This is a genomic window from Shewanella sp. GXUN23E (assembly GCF_050865035.1).
GTDB lineage: Bacteria > Pseudomonadota > Gammaproteobacteria > Enterobacterales > Shewanellaceae > Shewanella.
Genome location: NZ_JBOZWP010000012.1, coordinates 26,629 through 44,674, shown reverse-complemented (window position 1 = coordinate 44,674; position 18,046 = coordinate 26,629). Strand labels below are relative to the sequence as shown.

The 18,046-nt window shown below is 51.4% G+C and carries 13 protein-coding genes; 2 read left to right on the top strand and 11 right to left on the bottom strand.

Annotation, left to right across the window (positions count from 1 at the left end):
• Positions 1–29 precede the first annotated feature (29 nt).
• From dnaX to ACRRUX_RS11875, 8 genes are all read right to left on the bottom strand, one after another.
• A complete protein-coding gene (dnaX, locus tag ACRRUX_RS11910) occupies positions 30–3,053 on the bottom strand; it encodes a DNA polymerase III subunit gamma/tau (protein ID WP_432530538.1) in 3,024 nt (1,007 codons plus the stop codon).
• Between the two features lie 116 nt (positions 3,054–3,169).
• The gene (apt, locus tag ACRRUX_RS11905; RefSeq protein ID WP_432530536.1) at positions 3,170–3,721 is read right to left on the bottom strand and encodes an adenine phosphoribosyltransferase; all 552 of its coding nucleotides are present in this window, start codon (positions 3,719–3,721) and stop codon (positions 3,170–3,172) included.
• 144 nt (positions 3,722–3,865) lie between these two features.
• On the bottom strand, positions 3,866–4,261 hold the full coding sequence (locus ACRRUX_RS11900; protein WP_432530534.1) for a response regulator: 396 nt from the start codon (positions 4,259–4,261) through the stop codon (positions 3,866–3,868).
• 123 nt (positions 4,262–4,384) lie between these two features.
• Complete coding sequence (locus ACRRUX_RS11895; protein ID WP_432530532.1) at positions 4,385–4,774, bottom strand: YbaN family protein; 390 nt, start codon at positions 4,772–4,774, stop codon at positions 4,385–4,387.
• 140 nt (positions 4,775–4,914) lie between these two features.
• Positions 4,915–5,037, bottom strand: coding sequence for a hypothetical protein (locus ACRRUX_RS11890; RefSeq protein ID WP_432530530.1), 123 nt, complete (start codon positions 5,035–5,037; stop codon positions 4,915–4,917).
• 100 nt (positions 5,038–5,137) lie between these two features.
• Positions 5,138–5,881 carry an HvfC family RiPP maturation protein gene (locus ACRRUX_RS11885; protein ID WP_432530528.1) on the bottom strand — a complete coding sequence of 248 codons (744 nt, stop codon included), beginning with the start codon at positions 5,879–5,881 and terminating at the stop codon, positions 5,138–5,140.
• On the bottom strand, positions 5,881–6,708 hold the full coding sequence (locus ACRRUX_RS11880; RefSeq protein WP_432530526.1) for an HvfB family MNIO-type RiPP peptide maturase: 828 nt from the start codon (positions 6,706–6,708) through the stop codon (positions 5,881–5,883). Before ACRRUX_RS11880 ends, ACRRUX_RS11885 begins: the two co-directional genes overlap by 1 nt.
• Before the next feature lie 71 nt (positions 6,709–6,779).
• Positions 6,780–7,211 carry an HvfA family oxazolone/thioamide-modified RiPP metallophore gene (locus ACRRUX_RS11875; RefSeq protein WP_432530524.1) on the bottom strand — a complete coding sequence of 144 codons (432 nt, stop codon included), beginning with the start codon at positions 7,209–7,211 and terminating at the stop codon, positions 6,780–6,782.
• Between the two features lie 303 nt (positions 7,212–7,514).
• On the opposite strand from ACRRUX_RS11875, the gene ACRRUX_RS11870 reads away from it, so the two are divergent.
• Together ACRRUX_RS11870 and ACRRUX_RS11865 are read left to right on the top strand one after the other, a co-directional pair.
• Positions 7,515–8,474 (top strand): tRNA-dihydrouridine synthase, encoded by a 960-nt coding sequence (locus tag ACRRUX_RS11870; RefSeq protein WP_432530522.1) that lies wholly within the window; start codon positions 7,515–7,517, stop codon positions 8,472–8,474.
• 95 nt (positions 8,475–8,569) lie between these two features.
• Positions 8,570–8,911, top strand: coding sequence for a TraR/DksA family transcriptional regulator (locus ACRRUX_RS11865; protein ID WP_432530520.1), 342 nt, complete (start codon positions 8,570–8,572; stop codon positions 8,909–8,911).
• A 45-nt stretch (positions 8,912–8,956) separates the two neighbouring features.
• Here the strand turns inward: ACRRUX_RS11865 and ACRRUX_RS11860 are convergent, their stop codons facing one another.
• The 3 genes from ACRRUX_RS11860 to ACRRUX_RS11850 all read right to left on the bottom strand — a co-directional run bounded on the left by ACRRUX_RS11860 (position 8,957) and on the right by ACRRUX_RS11850 (position 17,788).
• Positions 8,957–11,593, bottom strand: coding sequence for a TonB-dependent receptor (locus ACRRUX_RS11860; RefSeq protein ID WP_432530518.1), 2,637 nt, complete (start codon positions 11,591–11,593; stop codon positions 8,957–8,959).
• Between the two features lie 408 nt (positions 11,594–12,001).
• On the bottom strand, positions 12,002–14,707 hold the full coding sequence (locus ACRRUX_RS11855; protein ID WP_432530516.1) for a TonB-dependent receptor plug domain-containing protein: 2,706 nt from the start codon (positions 14,705–14,707) through the stop codon (positions 12,002–12,004).
• Positions 14,708–15,139: 432 nt separating this feature from the next.
• Positions 15,140–17,788 carry a TonB-dependent receptor plug domain-containing protein gene (locus ACRRUX_RS11850; protein ID WP_432530514.1) on the bottom strand — a complete coding sequence of 883 codons (2,649 nt, stop codon included), beginning with the start codon at positions 17,786–17,788 and terminating at the stop codon, positions 15,140–15,142.
• Positions 17,789–18,046 lie beyond the last annotated feature (258 nt).

Genomic DNA, 18,046 nt, shown 5'->3' with positions numbered 1-18,046 from the left:
TAGCAATCGTACCCGAAGCCGCGTGGCGCTTATTGCGAGCCAAGTTCAGGAATACTGCGGCCCTTGATGGATAACAGCTCACCGGGATACACCACAGAGTCGTCATCCAGCTGAGCGCCCATGACCTGAGTCAACCAGCGAATATTGTCATCATCATGCAACGCCGTTCGGGCGGCCACCAGCAATTCCTGATGGAATCGGGCCCGCACTTCCCGCGGCGTTTCCCGCTGCGCATCCTGACCAACTTCAACGGTCACGGATAACGCCATTCCGGCCAGCTCGCCCAGGGCTTCCTTAAGTTGCTCAATAGCCGATGCCGCCGCCAGATGCTTTTGATCCGGCTTGAGCAGCAGTGCGATTTGTTCACCCCAGGATAAACAAATGGAGTTGACTGCCAGTTGTCGTACCCGCCCACCAATTTTGAGCCCGGACATCTGTTTATACCAGTGTAAATCCAGCGCATGCCCCTGCACATCGCCAGCCACGGTCAACACGCCGCCATCAATCGTATCGTTGACTGGCTTGCCCGTTTTTGTCGAAGTCTTCAGCTCTGGTTGACGGACCGCTGGTAAAATGTCAACCACAGGCGTGTCGGTATCGATTGATGCCGCCATCTCCTTGCCGGCGAACTCCCGGGTGGACAACACATCATCTTCTGCCCGGAATTGCCCGGAAAAGACATCATCGATTGCCGGTAAGGTATCCACATTGACAACCTGTTGAATCGGCGCATCCTCCCAAGGGGGACGGTCTTCATCGGCGATGAAGGCAGTCAGCGGCTCCGCTCTGCCAGGCGTATGTTGCAATGATTCAAGATACCCACAGCTTGCATCATCATGCTCAGCAGTCATTGGCGGAGTAACAGTGTTACTCACCACGTCAGATATCTCGGTCGCCATGCCGATGCCAGCCTCACTATCCGACTCAATACCGGCACTAAATTCGTGTTCTGCCTCCTGAGCCTGTTGCTGAGTGGCATGACTGACATTGCTGGCAGTCGGCGCATCCACCGTCGAGGGGCGATGAGCTGTTGTACCTGTTGATGCTGTTTGAGCGGCGACCACTGCCCCTGTCGATTCATCGGTTTGCAAACCGGCCAACAATGAATCCCGGGCGGCCAAGATAGCGTCCAGAAAATCATCATCAAGACCGATGTCAGCAGCAGGTCGACTGAGCAGCGGCGCAGGCGCGGCGTCATCGGCAGGTACGAATTGCATTTCCTGCATATCCACCGGCAGCGAAGAGGGCTCAGCATCCATATCGCCCATAAAGTACTGTTCATAGGCGGCTAAATCATCTTCTGCGCTCGCCATCGATGCAGACATGTCCCCACCTTCGATTTGCACGGATTGGGCGCAGGCCCCGTTGGCATCAGCGTGCTGGGATGGCTTTGCGCCATCAGCAGTATCAAGCGGCTCAGACGCAGTATCTGCGCCCTGACTTAGCCCGGTGGCAGCGTCATCCTCTCCGTATCCCAGTGACTGCGCCTGACTGAGCAGCAGCGCCTGCTCGGCCAACAAGGCAGCGTCATTCGGGATATCATCTTCAGCCCCCGAGTCAGACACAGCTTGAGCGTTGGCTGTGGTCTCGATTTGAGTGTCAGTGTGAGCGACTGTCGTTGATGACCAGGAACACTGACTATCCAGCGCTGGCGCAGGTGTTTCTTCCTCGGCAACGCGGGCAGCATCAGTTACAGCCTCACCACCGGCAATCCCAGCCTGGTTGAGCTCATCAGAAGAGTTCGGGGCACACTCCGGCCTGGTCGCAGTCTCGACGTCATTTTGCGTTGTGGATGCTGATGGAATGCTGACCATCGCTGGTGATGCCGGCTGCGACGCTAATTGCAACGCTGGTTGCGACACAGCCTGAGCAGAGGTGTCGTCCCCTTCCGTGCCGGTCGTTCCACCGGCAGGCTCAGTCTTTCCCGGCGAGTGCGAGCCTCCTGCCGCAGGTGTCCAGTGACCGGCAACCGGTTCGGGTAAAAATGCCACTGCCCGCAAGAGCGCCATCTCCAGCCCGGACTTGGGATCCGGAGCATGGGGTAAGTCTTTGCGACCTGTCAGCAAAATCTGGTAATACAGTTGGATTTGCTCAGCTTTGAGCACGCTGGCAAAGCCTTTGATCTGCTCAGCGTACAGCGACAGCTGCGCTGCCGCAGGAGCAAACTGCGTCAGGGTGATTTGATGCAACAATTCCAGCAGACTGCGCAGCACTTCGTCGGCATCGGCGCCGTAACTTAAAATCTGCGCCGTCAAATGCATCAGCTGAGCCACATCGCCCCTGAGCAACGCCCCAAGCAATGCAATTACCTGTTGTTCATCTATGGTGCCCAACATGGTCTGCACCTGACTGAGCATCACCTGGCCTGCACCAAAGGCAATCGCCTGATCGGTCAGACTCAGAGCGTCACGCATCGAGCCATTGGCGGACTTGGCCAGCAAGGTCAGTGCCTGAGGTTCAAAAGGCAGTTGCTCTTCGGTGAGCACATGATGCAGCTGCCCGGCAATATCTTCCTGACTCAAACTTTTGAGATTGAACTGCAGGCAACGGGACAGCACGGTCACCGGCAGCTTTTGGGGATCTGTCGTGGCCAGCAGGAATTTGACGTGCTCAGGCGGCTCTTCCAGGGTCTTGAGTAAGGCATTGAAACTGGACCGCGACAACATGTGCACTTCGTCGATCAGGTAAACCTTGTAACGACCGCGGGTCGGGCGGTACTGCACATTGTCCAGCAACTCCCGGGTATCATCTACCTTAGTACGGGACGCGGCATCCACTTCAATCAGGTCAACGAAGCGACCCTGGGCAATTTCAATACAACTGGCGCATTGGCCGCAGGGATTGGCGGTCACGCCGGTTTCGCAGTTAAGGCCTTTGGCAAACAGGCGCGCAAGACTGGTTTTACCCACACCACGGGTGCCGGTAAACAGATAAGCATGATGCAGTCGTTGTTGGCTGAGCGCATTGGTCAGCGCATGCAGTACATGGGATTGACCAACTACCTGGTCAAAATTGGCAGGGCGCCATTTTCTGGCCAACACCTGGTAAGACATGAAACTCCCCAAAAGTTAATTAGTTCCGGGAGCAAGCTCCGCGTAGTCTGGGCACAATAGCACGCTATTTCAGGACATGCTACAAGGTGACTACGCCGAGCTTTGGGGACGCTGGATTATTCGCCTTCAAACTCACAAAGTGTGAAGAGTTCCAGTCCCTGTGCCTGCAAACGTTGCTCGCCGCCCAGATCCGGCAGGGAGATAACAAAAGCAGCATGGTTTACATCACCACCCAGCGCACGGATCAGTTTTACCGTGGCTTCAATAGTGCCACCCGTGGCCAGCAGATCATCAACCACCAGCACTTTGTCGCCCGGTTTGATGGCATCTTTATGAATTTCCAGGGTGTCGTGACCATATTCCAGCTCATAGCTTTCGGCGATGGTCTCACGTGGCAGTTTGCCTGGCTTGCGAACAGGAACGAATCCTACACCCAGCTCCAGTGCCAACGGCGCACCAAACAGAAAACCGCGGGCTTCAGTGCCCACAACTTTGGTAAATCCCATTCCCTGATACTGAGCCACCAGCGCTGCAATAGTCGCCTGATAAGCCTCTGCATCTTCCAGCAAGCTGGTTACATCGCGGAACATAATGCCCTGCTTGGGGTAATCAGGAATGGTTTTAATGCTCTGCTTGATGAGGGTTAAGCTTTCACTGTTCATAGACATATTCAATTACTTAACTCGCCGCTACCCACACATACGGGTAGCCGGACGTAAACAACAAAAAAGTCCACACGAGGTGGACTCATACATGCCCTCACCTACGCCAATTTGCAGGGTAAAAGTGAAGGTGGTCAATCCGGGACAAGCTTAAGCCGCTTTCTCTTTGGTTGCAACCACAACCTCAGACAAGCGACTGACCAAGGCTTGTCTGGCTTCACAATTCAGCGGTTTGCTCATAAAGAACGCCAGCTTTTCGGTATCGGTATGCTCGGCTATCTGCTCGAAACTGCGGGTGCTGAGCATCACCACGGGAACGGACTGAAATGCCGCTTTCCCTTTTAAAATACCCAGCAAATGGGGACCATCGATGATGGGCATGAAATACCCGGTGATCACCGCATCAAAATGTTGTTGTTCACAGGCCTGCAGGGCCTGTATGCCATTGTCTCTTGTCGTGACCTGCCAGCCTGCGGCGTCAAACAGATCCCTTAAGCTGTCGCGACTGATCCGGTTATCATCAACGATCAATACACTGTGAGTCATCCTGATTTCTCTGCTCCTGTCAAAAGGCGCCGGGATCCTATATCAAATGCATGACAATTTCATGAGAAAAAACCAGAAAAGCGACATTGCAACGGAAAGTCTGCTGTTTTACAGCCAAATGGCTTACTCAGATCGCTGAATCTCATGGGACGCTATCACGGGCAGGCGCCACAGATAACACATGAGCGCCAGACAACAGACACACAGCATAATTTTGACCCACACCAGTGGCACAATCGCAATACTCACACCAAAACTGAGCAGGCTAACCATCATGGCACGACGTTTAAGACCAGGCCTGACCGCACGCTTTTCTTCCCAATCTCTGAGGCTCTGGGAAAACCAGGGGTGCTGCAACAACCAGTTGTGCAAACGTTCACTGGAGCGGGCAAAGCAGTAGGCAGAAAGCAGGATGAAAGGAACTGTTGGTAACAAAGGCAGCACTATACCCAATATCCCCAGCGCCAGACTGGTTAAACCAACACACAGAAAAAAGCCACGTTTTACTATCATCCATTTACCCTGAGTTCAGACCACCATTTCATCTCTTACTGAATAAGAGTGGCTGGGAAGTATAATGAATTCAAACACGGCGTAAACCGTCACAACTGGCACGAACACCCCACAACAGCGATGTTCGCACCCTCTCAGGTTTACACCAGTCCGGCCAACTTCAGCCACGACAGGGTTGCAGGCAAAGTAGCAATCAACAGGGTCAACAGAAATACCACAACATACAATCCATTAAATGGTTCTTTAAAAGGGGCATCGCTCATGAGTCTTCTTCCTTACAACCAACTTCCAGTGTGATTTCAGTCACATTTTAGTTGATGTAAAAAAAGACGTCATACTTTTGCGTGAACATGCGACCAAACTTTAAGCAATCAGTTTGCGAATGATGCCTTTTTGAGCCATTTGCGTCAGCAGCGGCAAGATCCCCTGCTCAATCATGGAAACATCCAATGATGGGAAATTGGCTTTACACCATTCAGTTAACTCACTTATCTGCCATCCCCGCCCATCCGCCAGAACGTTAAGTACCTGAGCAGTCAACGGTGCCAGGGATAAAAACTCGACCTCATGCATATCATCGCGATAGACACAGAAATACTGTGGCTGGCTGGCAGGCTCTGTCGGTCGATAATCGGGCCCGATATGCTGAACCTCGTAGGCGTACTGGGCAACCCGCGCCAGCGGTGACAATACCAATCGGTCCTGCGCAGCGATGATATCCAAACGCACAAACACCGGGTTATCGCGCGTGACCGCGACCTGCAACTCCAGATATTCATAGTGCGCCAGCTCCAACATAAAAGGCGGATCTGCGCTGCCGGGTTCATACTCATTGACCAGAAAATCCAGAAACTCTCCGGCAATCTCAACAAATATCGGCGTACGGCAATCATGCTCAGCGAAAAAAGTCTGCACCAGAGCCAACCAATCCGGCTCCTCATACAAACTTTTGAGTACCGGCATGGCGTTGCCCACAAAACCTTCGACATTATTGAAAAACAGCTCGCGATACACCTGCATGTGGCGGGTATCGGTATCCACTGGAAGTGGATGGGATGGATCGCGGATATAGTCGATAAAACTGGACTGAATTTGCTGAAACGACATCAGGCCCTCCTTGATTCAGGTTGAGCATGTCGTTGCAGACGATGAATTTGCTCAATTTCAGCAAGCAGTACCTGAGTGGAGGGAATGTTAAAATCACGCTCCAGTAAGGTGGGATGTACCCCATGAATAGCATAACAATCAGCCAGCAACTGCCAGACAGGATCCACGACATCGGCGCCGTGAGTATCAACAATAAGATCCGGCGCTTCAACATAATGACCGGCGATATGGATGTAGCTTATCCGCTCTGTTGGCATGGCCCGCAAAAAGGCGCTGGCATCGTACTGGTGATTGATGGAATTTACATAAATGTTGTTCACATCAAGCAGTAGCCGACAGTCGGCCTCGGCGAGCACAGCGTTAACAAATTCCAGCTCAGTCATCTCTGCACCAGGTGCGGCATAAAAAGACACATTCTCCAGGATGAGTGGACGCTCGATAATGTCTTCAACCTGGCGTACACGTCCGGCAACGTAACGCACCGCTTCCTGCGTAAAAGGAATCGGCATCAGATCATACAGATGACCGCCACCCGAGCAGTAACTCAAGTGCTCTGAGTAACACTCAATCCCGTGCTCATCCATAAAGGTTTTGACACTTTTGACAAAATCAATATCCAGCGGACCAGGACCGCCGATGGACAAAGACAAACCATGAGCAAAAAATCGGTGGGCTTCCGTCAACTGCCGAAACTGGTAACCAAATCGGCCCCCCAGTGTCATCCAGTTTTCCGGAGCGACTTCAAAAAAATCGATCGCCTCGGGCACACTGTGACAAAACTCATCCAGCATTTCCCGTCTCAGTCCCAATCCCGCTTGTTTGTTCATGCTCTCTCTCCTGTCGGTACATCAGACAACACAGGGTCGGCTTTACCGACCCTGTTATTCAGCACGGAAGATCAGTGGGCACCGCCACACTTACCTTCTTTGGCTTTCTTGTCGCCACCGCACTTACCTTCACCACATTTTCCTTCTTTGGCTTTTTTATCGCCGCCGCATTTGCCCTCTTTGGCTTTCTTGTCAGCGCCGCATTTGCCTTCTCCGCATTTACCTTCTGTGGCTTTTTTGTCGCCGCCGCACTTGCCTTCACCACACTTACCTTCAGTGGCTTTCTTGTCGCCGCCCTTACCTTCACCACATTTGCCTTCGCTGGCTTTTTTATCGCCACCGCATTTGCCTTCACCGCATTTGCCTTCGCCACCGACAAGCTGGTAGCCGCCGGACATTTGCTCGAAACCAAAAGGGCTGGCGTCCACTTCAGAGGCGTACACACTGCCAACGACCACGGCACCCAAAGCTACTGCTACTGCGGTTTTTCTCACTGAACTCATACTCTGTCCCTCGCTCAATTTGTTGGTTATCTCTTATGGCGCCGGCATGCTCAACTGCCGACATGTTCAAACAGACCCGACTTAATACGTTTCCATTTCATTTTTTGCCCAACATCACAAAATACTACCCATTTTTTTGATAGGCACCGCACAGTTATCTCACATTCAGCAACAAAATCAATCGTCAACAGCAACCAGACCAAAGCAGATGAGCCCTCATGGATCCCGACAAAATCTGCCCCTTTGTATCGTGCGAACGATGCAGTAAAATGCCTGCCCTTTACGCAACTATCCCGGCGCAACATGACACCCAAAGTAGTACTGGCCCCCATGGAGGGGGTTGTCGATAACCTGATGCGAGATCTGCTCTCGACCATTAATCCCTATGATTTGCTGGTGACTGAGTTTGTTCGGGTGGTCGATTTACCCCTGCCGGATAAAGTCTTCTACCGCCTGTGTCCTGAGCTGGAACAGGGCGGATTTACCCCATCCGGCACCCCGGTTCGGGTACAGTTGCTGGGACAGAATGAAGAGATGCTGGCGTGGAATGCCAATCGTGCCATTGAGCTGGGTTCCCATGGGGTAGACATCAACTTTGGCTGTCCGGCAAAGCTGGTGAACCGCAGTAAAGGTGGCGCCGCGCTGTTGCAATATCCGGAGCAGATGTACCGTATCGTCAAAGCCATGCGCGCCGCAGTCCCTGCAGATCAGCCGGTCACGGCAAAAGTGCGTCTGGGCTATGAAGACAAATCCATGTATATGGAAATCGCTGATGCGGTCGCCCTGGGCGGCGCCGATGAAATCGCCGTCCATGCCCGCAGTAAGGCTGACGGTTACAAACCACCGGCTTATTGGGAATACATCGCCCGCATTCGTCAGAAACTCAGTATTCCGGTAGTTGCCAATGGCGAGATTTGGTCGGCCGATGATGCCCGCCGATGTATCGACGTCACAGGTTGCAGCACCGTCATGATTGGCCGCGGTGCGATTTCATTGCCTAATCTGGCAGCCAGTATCAAGCATGGCGACGCCCCCTATTCGTGGCAGCAAACGCTAACGCTGATGCTGGATTACAGTGAACGGGAGCTCAGTGGCCGCAAGAGCACTTACTATCCGGCACGGATCAAACAATGGTTCAGCTACCTTAATCGCCAGTACCCTGAAGCCAGTGAGCTGTTCAGAGAACTGCGGATCCACAAAGATACCCAGAGTATTGTGTCCTGTCTCGGTCAGGCGATGGATAATTTGTCGGCAAAAGACTGATTCCATGATTAGTTCATGGTGGTTTGATCTTTGTCATGGCTGGCTTGAGGTTTGGCCGTAGACTGGAGCGAATAATCCTCAATACTCAATGAGCTGTGAACAACGATCATATTCAATCCCGTCTGGACAAATTGACGCAAACCCTGTGTCAGCAGGCCTGTGAGCTGCTGAACAAGCCCGGGGCTGATGTGACCTTGGGAGAACTGATTGATATTTTTATCGCCAATTCACTGGACAAGGAACCTCTGTATCACAGGTTACTGCGACTGGATGCCGCCAGATGCCAGCTGGAGCTGGGACTTTACGGGTTGTGCGCCGATTGTGAGGAAGAGATAGAGCAGCAGGTGCTCAATCTGGATATCACTGCCCAGCGCTGTGACAGTTGTCAGTCCAGATACGACAATGAGCACAGACACGAGTTACTGAGAGATCACTAAAAAAAGCCCCGCAACTGCGGGGCTTTCCATTGGCGCTATTTCACCTTAGAAGCGCATGGTCGCACCGACGTAGAAGTAACGTCCCAGGGTGTCATAGGTGTAAGGATCGGTATTGGAATCCGTGTTACCTGTGTAGTAAGGCGGCGCCTTGTCGAACAGGTTATCAACACCGGCACGCAGACTCACTTTTTCCGTCAGCAGATACTCACCGGAAATATCGTGGTACACCACGCTTGGCGTGGTCGGCGCGTAACACTTGTCAGGCTTGGCCAAACAGGCGGCGCTGTCCATACCATCAATGTAACGGGCCATGTAGTTCACTTTCCAGTCACCGGCGTTCATGGTCAGGTTGAGGTTAGACTTCCACTTGGCATAGCTGCCACTGCCACCAGTGATAATACCGGCGTAGTCAATTTCCTCGCCCAGCACTTTGACTGTGTACTCTTCCAGATAAGTGGTATCCAGCCCCACTTTCCAGTCAAAACCGGCAGCTTCGAAGTTATAAGCCAGGTTCAGGTCATAACCCGAGGTGTTTTCGGCACCGATATTCTGCAGGCCGTTGTCGAACACTACCCGCTTGGATGGATCCAGGTAGATATTTGAAGACTGACAGATTGGGTTATTGGTGTTGATTAGCTGACCAGATCCACTGGGGTCAAGACACAGATCCACAATGTACTGAGAGTTCACTGCCGCAATGGCGTTTTCAATCTCAATATTGTAGTAATCCAGCGTCATGCTGAAACCATCCAGCCAGCTTGGTTCGAACACCATGCCCAAGGTCAGAATGTCGGCTTCTTCCGGGGTCAGCATATCGTTGCCGCCCACAGTCACCAGCGCCTGAGCCTGAGCGCCAGGATAGGTCACATAGTCAAAGTCCGGTGACTTACCTGCATACAGTTCATTGATGGTCGGCGCACGGAATGCGGTAGAACGAACACCACGCAGCATCAGGTCATCATAGATTTTCCAGGTCAGACCCAGCTTCCAGGTGAAGTCGTCACCAAAGGTGCTGTAGTCGAAGTAACGCACGGCTGCACTGAGGTCCACCTGTTTGGCCAGGAACACATCGGCCAACACCGGCACGGCGAATTCCACAAAAGCTTCATTCACGTCGAACTCACCACCGGTTGGCTCCACCTTGGGATCGTTGGCCAGACCTTGAGAAGTCAGTGAGTCAGGGATATACCAGGCTTCTTCAATCCGGTGTTCAATGCCCGCCGCCATACCAACAAAACCGGCAGGGATTTCAAACAGTTCACCGGAAATGGCCGCACTGTATACCTGCAGCTGTGACCCACCTGAGTTCACTTCGGTGTAAACATGTTCACCCAGATTGCTGAGGTTCCAGGAGGCCTGATCCAGCGGGTTAAACAACACATTGTCTGAGGTTGACTCAGCAACGGCTTTCTTGATGGCGCCCATGTTCAGCAGGTTGGCCAGACGATCTACCGAGTCGTTGCGGCCAAAGTTGTAGGCCACTTCCCACTTCCAGCCATCCAGCACATAACCTTCCAGACCAACCACAGTTCTGAATGTGTCAACAACCTGAGAAAACTCACGGTTACCCACATCAGTCAAACGACGGCCATAAGAGATTGAGTCACCCGCTACAAATGGATAAGTTACGCCATCGACGGCCATCCAGTCAGCAAACTCAAAATCCATCCATACCGGTTGCGGCGCCATTTGCTGCTCAGACCAACGCTTGGAGTAGGTGGTTTCGGCAAACAGTGTGATGTCGTCAAATACTTCATAGGTACCCAGCGCACTGAAATTGACCTTCTGCATTGGCGTACGCAGGAAGCTCACGCTGGTGTAGTTATAAAAGTCTTCGTTAGTGAAGTCACGCCAGGTGTTATCTGCATCACCCTTCAGCTTACCGCCGTCAGTACCGGCAGCATTTTCCCACCACAGCGTCCCGCCGGGAGCGTATGAGCTGCCGCCACAGAACAGCGCTTCACCGCCATCGGTTTCGTCAATAGGACAGTTGGAGAAATCACGATCGGCCTGGCTGGCATCGCCACGATTCAGGTACTGCAGACCAACAACCACATTACCCTTCTCAAAACTGCCCCCCATGGTCAGGTCAAAGCCAACTTCTTTGGCGTCACCTTCACCGGAAATGCCGCCGATCAGGTTAAACTCTGCGCCTTCAAAATCACGCTTGAGAATAATGTTGACCACTCCGGATACCGCATCAGAGCCGTAGACCGCTGACGCACCATCTTTGAGCACTTCAACCCGCTGCACCATGGCAACCGGGATGGTATTCAGATCCACCGATGATGCGGCGCCGGTCCCGGAACCGACACTGCGACGACCATTGATCAGCACCAGCGTACGGTTAGAGCCCAATCCGCGTAAATCGATACGGGCATTACCGCCGGACCCATTGTTGATGCCCGGGTTGGTCATAGCGCCGCTGGCAGCGGTAATAGTCTGTAACACCTCATCCAGACTGGTTGCGCCGGTTGCCTGAATTGCGCTGGCATCCAATACCGTCACCGGACTGGAGGTTTCCATATCCGAGCGCTGGATACGTGAACCAGTTACTTCAATCCGTTCTACGTTACTTTTTTCTTCCTCAGCAATAGTCACACCAGAAAATGCTACCCCCGCAGACACGGCGGTTAACAATGAATATTTGATGGCTGCTGCCGTTTTGGTCAACGAACTCATATCTGTCTCCCAATTTTGACTCAATGCTGTCAAAACAATGCTTTTTTATAATTAATATGTAGTCGAGACGTTAATCTCTACACTAGATACTGTTAAAGCCGTTAGGGAGCGTCAATGCGATTTACACTCAAAAACACAACATAACTCAAACATTTCCAGCCAAGCGTGACGCCAATCACAATAACCTTTTTAAATCACATAGTTATAATCAAGCATATGCCAAAATATTGGTCGTTAAGAAAGCCATCATCCAACCACAAAAGCAAACCAAAAATACACAACAGAGACATCAATTTAAAAATCTCAACACAACTGAATCAATCTGTATCAATATTCATTTGGCATAGTTTCATTGGCGCGGGAAATAAAAAAAGCCGGCAATGATGCCGGCTTTCTATTTATTGCAGATTAGAGCTTCTGGTTGTAGCGGATATAGTACTCACGACCAATTGGGTCATACAGGTAAGTATCATATCCCGGGAAGCCCAGATAATCGTTCAATGGTGGCTCTTCGTCCAGCAGGTTACGAATACCGGCTTCAACCTTGGCATTCCATGGCAGGTTGTAACCTACCTGAGCATCCAGGATCCACTGACCATCGGTACGGGCAAGTTTAGTCTCGCCTTTGGACAGATAATTCTCTTCCTGAGACGCAGTGTAACGGCCAAACAGTGCGGCTGACCAATCACCCTGAGTCCAGGTGGTGTTCAGGTTGATACGGTACTGCGGGCTACCCAGCTCACCAACAACATCCTGCATTGGTGATGATGGGCCATCCTTCTCTTCCCAGGAAATCACATAGTTGGTTTCAGCACCGAAGCGGAATTCACCAACGCTGGTTTCCAGCAGGTAGCGGGCATTGAAGTCGATACCTGACGTAGACATGGTGCCCAGGTTCATCTTTGGCAGCACCAGATAGTCAATTTTGCCAGTGTCCGGGTTACGGAACAGCAAGCCACTGACATCAACACCGGCCGCTTCCTGGTTCAGGATATCCTGAGAGTCCATGGTTGTGATCACGTTGTCGATTTCGATGTCGTAGTATGACAATTCGAAATCCAGCGCGTCAGTCACGTTCCACACGATACCCACAGACAGAGAAGTTGACTCTTCGGCTTCCAGATCTTCGTTACCCTGATACTGAGCCTTGTACTGAGCCTGCTCACAATCAGCCACGCCATTTTTACAGCCTACCTGGTCAACGGCCCACAGGAAGGTTTCAGATGCGTTGGCATACATGTCATCGAAAGTCGGTGCACGGAAACCGGTACCATAAGATGCACGCAGCAACAGTGAATCAACCGGACGGTAGCTCAGACCCACTTTAGGGTTGAAGGTGGAGCCGAAGTCACTGTAGTCATCGAAACGGGCAGACAATTCCAGATCCAGACCGTCAATGATAGGCACCAGAGTTTCAGCACTCAGCGACAGCACCTCACGACTCTTGCCCTGAATGATGTCGCCACCCGAGCTACCCACGATATCACCCAGGTTAGAGGCAGCATCACTCATCTGGTCAAATTCAGTACGGTTCCATTCGATACCCAGCGCCAATGGCACTGAACCTTCCGGCATATCAAACAGATCGAAGCTTACGCCACCGTCAACGCCATAAGTCTGAACGCGACCGGAGAAAACAGCAGTGTGACCCGCTTTCTGGATCATGGCTTCATTGTGGCCCTCTTGATAACCAGCACCGGCGGCAAAGTAATCCAGATCGCCGTTATCCAGCATATCCTGAATAATCGAAGCGTTGGCAGTACCGGTTTGTACTGTGGTCACATCGGAGCGGATCCACTGGGCACCCAGGTTCCAGCTCATGCCACCCATCACATCCGCATAGCCATCCAGCGCAGTCAGGAAGTTGATGTCAGAGTCTTCCACTTTGGTGATACGGTTACCCAGTGGCGTAGTACGCATTCTCAGGGCGATCTCACCTTTGTAGTTACCCTTGTCATCCTTTTCTACACCGATGAATTTACCATTGGCGTCATACTGCAGCAGGCCCTTCAGATAGTCGTTGCCATACTTCTTGACAGTCGCTTCATAGATAGCCGCGTTTTCTTCGGTGTAGCGCAGGGTTGGGCCGTTGCTGTTTGGTGCAGCAGCGTACTGACCTTCGGTCCATACCTTGGTCATCATCAGACGGTTGGTCCAGTTGATGTCATCGGTCAGGGCGTGGTCAACTTTCACAAAGCTGGAGAAACGTTCCTGGGCAGCCATAGTGGCAGACGCTGATGCAGCGTTGTACAAACACTGGTTACCACTGACAATGCTATTGCCTTGAGAATCACAACGCTCGTCGGCGAAAGACACAGACTCATAGCCTGCCAGATTGCCATCTTTATCGTACTTGGGCTTGCTGTAATCCACGAATGAACCTGAACCCGGCCAGCCATAAGAGCTGTACATGGTGTCACTGAAACTGCGATCAGCGTCATACAGCGGGCTGCGGTTAAAGTATTCCACCGAGGCTACTACGTTGGTGTTCTCGCCCACAGTACCGAAGGTCATACGTACGTTGGTGCTCTCAGCGCCACCGTGCTGGGTAATCCCCTGCTCGGCATCAATCTCCACACCGTCATATTCTTTCTTGGTGATGATGTTGATTACGCCGGCAACCGCATCAGAGCCGTATACCGCAGATGCGCCATCACGCAGTACTTCGATACGCTCAACGGCAGCCATAGGCACAACGTTCAGGTTTTGGGTACCACCACCGAAGGCAACTGAGGTGCCCATACGACGACCGTCGATCAGCACCAGAGTACGGCTGGCACCCAGGCCACGCAGGCTCACGGTAGACTGAGAAGACTGACCGGAACCGAAACCGGATGCATCACGGAACGAGCCAAAGCTGTTGGATGCCAGGTTACGGACAAAATCAGATACAGTGGCCACACCGGATGCATCGATCTCGGCACGGTCAATGACGGTGACAGGAGAAGAGGTTTCCATATCAGTGCGCTGAATACGGGAACCGGTAACTTCTATACGCTCAACATTCGCTCCGCTTGCAGCTTCCTGTGCCAGGGCAACACCTGAAACAGAGGAAGAAACTAAGGCAAACATGCTAAAACGCACGGCTTTAGCAACGACGGTTTGCTTTGACATATTATCTTTCCTTTATAATTTGCTTATATGAAAGAAGAGGTATTCACATAAGCTTATTTTTAGTTACTGCGACCTCTTGGAAAGAAAACTTATCAATAACAACAACAATAGCAATATGGGTTATTGTTGCATTTTGTGCGCATTAATTTAGTTATTGTAAATTTCAATCGAGATAATTAAATCCCAAAATCTTACAATATCGATACTTACTGGCTTCAAACAGTCATTGCATCAACTTGTGTCATTACATCTACAAAACATCTGCATGTTGAATTTTTTTTGAGTAGTTCAATACAATTTGCAATACCGTGACATACATCACACCAACGTCAGCAGTTTATTCTGAGTGTGAGTCTTGTGAAGTGACACCGGCGGGATTAAATATTAAACAAATATAAAAAAGCCGGGAAATATTTCCCGGCTTAAATTTCATCAGAAGGTCACTTCAATACCTGCGTAATATTCACGTCCGACTACGTTGTAGTAGCTGCGTGGATAATGTGGCCAGGAGTTATCAGTGGCATCCAGTTCAGGTTGCGCATCAAACAGGTTGTTAATGCCGCCTGACAGTTTTACCGCATCGTTGATGAAATAACTGGCCGTCCAGTTCACTTCCACGTGGCGATCCACTGTCACACTGTATTCACTGTCCCATCCCTTTTCGATGAAGTAGTCCATGTTGACCCCGTTCATCTTATCGGTGTACACCACCAGCAGGTTGGTGGAGAAGTTATCCAGTCCCCAGCCCAGATTCAGGTTAGCTTTCAGTTTTGGTGCAGAATCTTCACCATCCAGCAGATCCAGCGCCTCTGAATCCGGCGTCAGCTTACGTTCCCACTTGGTCAGATAAGTACCGTTCAGGGTTGAGCTGAAATCACCATAACCGGTTTCAAAGCTGTAACCTACGCTGAAATCAATACCTGCGGTCTTGTTGGACGACATATTCATCGCCTGAGTGTTAATCAGTACAATATTGCCTTCGGCATCACGAACGACCTTGTCACCATAGACGTTCTCATGATTCAGAATGTACTGGGCACTTGGGCTGGATACCATGTTATCGATATCCACCATCCAGTAATCCACACTCAGGTTCAGACCTTCGTACTCATAGACCAGACCGATGTTGTAGTTGCTGCCACTTTCCGCTTCCAGATGCGGATTCGGACCAACGAGCACATTCACCGAATCAATCTGCTCCTGGGTCACAGGGTCAATCACAGATGAATAAGCGCGGGTAGGCTGACCAAACAGGCGCTGCATATCCGGCGCGCGGAAGGTTTCCGCATACAGGGCACGGATGAGCAGACTGTTAATTGGACGGTATTCAACCGCCACCTGTGGACTGAACTGGCCACCCACATCTGATTCATCATCGTAGTAGTCATAACGACCTGCCAAGGTCACAGTCAGATCATCAATCACTGGCAGTGCCGCTTCCACGTAACCGGCGTATTGACCACGATCGCCGCTGGCTGAGCTGCCACCTTTACCGATCACTGCGCCCTGAGTGGACATGGCATCAGACTTGTCGTAGAAACGCTCCAGCGAGTATTCAACACCGGTAGCATAGCCAATGGCGCCACCTGGCAGTTCAAACGGCAGCTCGCCGTTAATGCCAAAGTTAAAGGTAGACAGGGTTGACTGGCCGCGTTTATTACCGATGAAGTTCAGCATTTGTGCATCTTCGGCACTGATCTTGTCCAGCAGGGATACACCGTTTTTACCCGAGGTCACATAGTTGAACATGCCATGGTAAGTCGGAGAGCCACCGTAATAAGCATTCACTTCCTGACGGGCAATCGACCAGGAGGTGTCATATTCAATATCTTCCGTCAGATAACCGGTCAAACCGGTCACAAAGGCAAAGTTATTGGTTTCAAACTCGGAAGTGCGGGGACCCACTTCCAGTAAGCGGCGCTTGTACTTGTACTCGCCGTCAGTTGCATTGGCAAAGTCACCACCAAAACCAACAGACTTGTCATAGGTCTGGCTGAGACCAAAACCGCCGGCGTCAGACACAGTCACTTTATCGCCATGTACCTTGAATACCAGATCGTCATCCAGGGTACCGGACTCAATTTCAGTGTAAGAAGTCGAGTGGGTGTAATCCAGGCGGGAATACCACTCATGGTTATCACCGATTTCCTTGGTCAGGTTAATCATGGTGGAGTAGCGCTTTTGCTCTGGCATAAAGTCACGCTGGGCGGCGCGGTCAAAACCACAGCCAGCCTTCTCACCCAACCAAACAAAACCACGGGCGGTACATTGCTCCGGCGTCAGGGTATCAACCAGTGACTTGCCATCCAATGTGCTGAGGTTAACCCCATAGGAGCTGTAACCGGCATATCTTGCGCCCGCAATCATATCCGTACCCCATTCAAGGCGATCGCTCGCTTTCAGCGCTTCTCTGTCTTCATATTCCAGGAAGAAAGTCAGATTGGTGGTTTCGCTGGACGCGCCGGTCATCAGGGAGAACTGATTATTCTGCAGGCCACCGTCATGGGTGTCGGAGAAGCGGTACTTGAAGGTCGTTTCTTCCACATTCTTCTTCAGAATAATGTTGATTACCCCGCCCATTGCATCAGAGCCATAAATCGCTGAGGCGCCAGTGGTCAGAATTTCAACACGCTCAATCGCGCCCATGGGGATGTTGGCGGTATCCACAAAACTGCTGGTACCACCGGCACCAAACGGATACTTGGGCACACGCTTACCATTGATCAGGGTCAGCACCCGACCGGCGCCCACACCACGCAGGTTGACCGATGAAGCGGCTGGCGTAAAGCCGTGCACTTCCTGCTGGGTCATGGAACCACCTGAGTTCTGCGACAGGTTATCCAGCACGTCCTGAACCGAGTTAAAACCGCCTTTTTCAATATCTGCAGCACCGATCACTACCACAGGAGAGGCATTTTCCATATCAGTACGCTTGATACGGGAACCGGTTACCTCAATACGTTCTACATCAGCGCCTTGGCTGGCAGCACTCTGAGCCAGAGCGACACCGGATACAGAAGCCGAAACCAACGCAAACAGGCCCAAACGCACCGCGTTGGCCACTGCAGTCTGCTTTGACATATCATCATTCCTTTATATTTGCTGACAGCAAGTGAGAGGCATTTCTGTCAGCCTTGTTGTAATTACTATGGCCTCTGGGATGAGGAAATTAGCAATAACATCAGGAAGATCAATATGGATAAATGCTAGCAATTATAATGCGTTGTAATCACTTCGTAATCACAGGCGAGAAATAGTGTTTTGCAACTAACTCAATTACCCACCCAATGTGGGTTACACCACACAACAACAGGCAATGAACACACACGCCAAATTAAC

Coding starts and splice junctions, on each gene's coding strand:
- ACRRUX_RS11850 (WP_432530514.1), bottom strand. CDS start 17,788: ATGTCAAAGCAGACTGCAGTGGCCAACGCGGTGCGTTTGGGCCTGTTT.
- ACRRUX_RS11880 (WP_432530526.1), bottom strand. CDS start 6,708: ATGAACAAACAAGCGGGATTGGGACTGAGACGGGAAATGCTGGATGAG.
- ACRRUX_RS11875 (WP_432530524.1), bottom strand. CDS start 7,211: ATGAGTTCAGTGAGAAAAACCGCAGTAGCAGTAGCTTTGGGTGCCGTG.
- apt (WP_432530536.1), bottom strand. CDS start 3,721: ATGTCTATGAACAGTGAAAGCTTAACCCTCATCAAGCAGAGCATTAAA.
- ACRRUX_RS11860 (WP_432530518.1), bottom strand. CDS start 11,593: ATGAGTTCGTTGACCAAAACGGCAGCAGCCATCAAATATTCATTGTTA.
- dnaX (WP_432530538.1), bottom strand. CDS start 3,053: ATGTCTTACCAGGTGTTGGCCAGAAAATGGCGCCCTGCCAATTTTGAC.
- ACRRUX_RS11900 (WP_432530534.1), bottom strand. CDS start 4,261: ATGACTCACAGTGTATTGATCGTTGATGATAACCGGATCAGTCGCGAC.
- ACRRUX_RS11855 (WP_432530516.1), bottom strand. CDS start 14,707: ATGTCAAAGCAAACCGTCGTTGCTAAAGCCGTGCGTTTTAGCATGTTT.
- ACRRUX_RS11870 (WP_432530522.1), top strand. CDS start 7,515: ATGACACCCAAAGTAGTACTGGCCCCCATGGAGGGGGTTGTCGATAAC.
- ACRRUX_RS11895 (WP_432530532.1), bottom strand. CDS start 4,774: ATGATAGTAAAACGTGGCTTTTTTCTGTGTGTTGGTTTAACCAGTCTG.
- ACRRUX_RS11885 (WP_432530528.1), bottom strand. CDS start 5,881: ATGTCGTTTCAGCAAATTCAGTCCAGTTTTATCGACTATATCCGCGAT.
- ACRRUX_RS11890 (WP_432530530.1), bottom strand. CDS start 5,037: ATGAGCGATGCCCCTTTTAAAGAACCATTTAATGGATTGTATGTTGTG.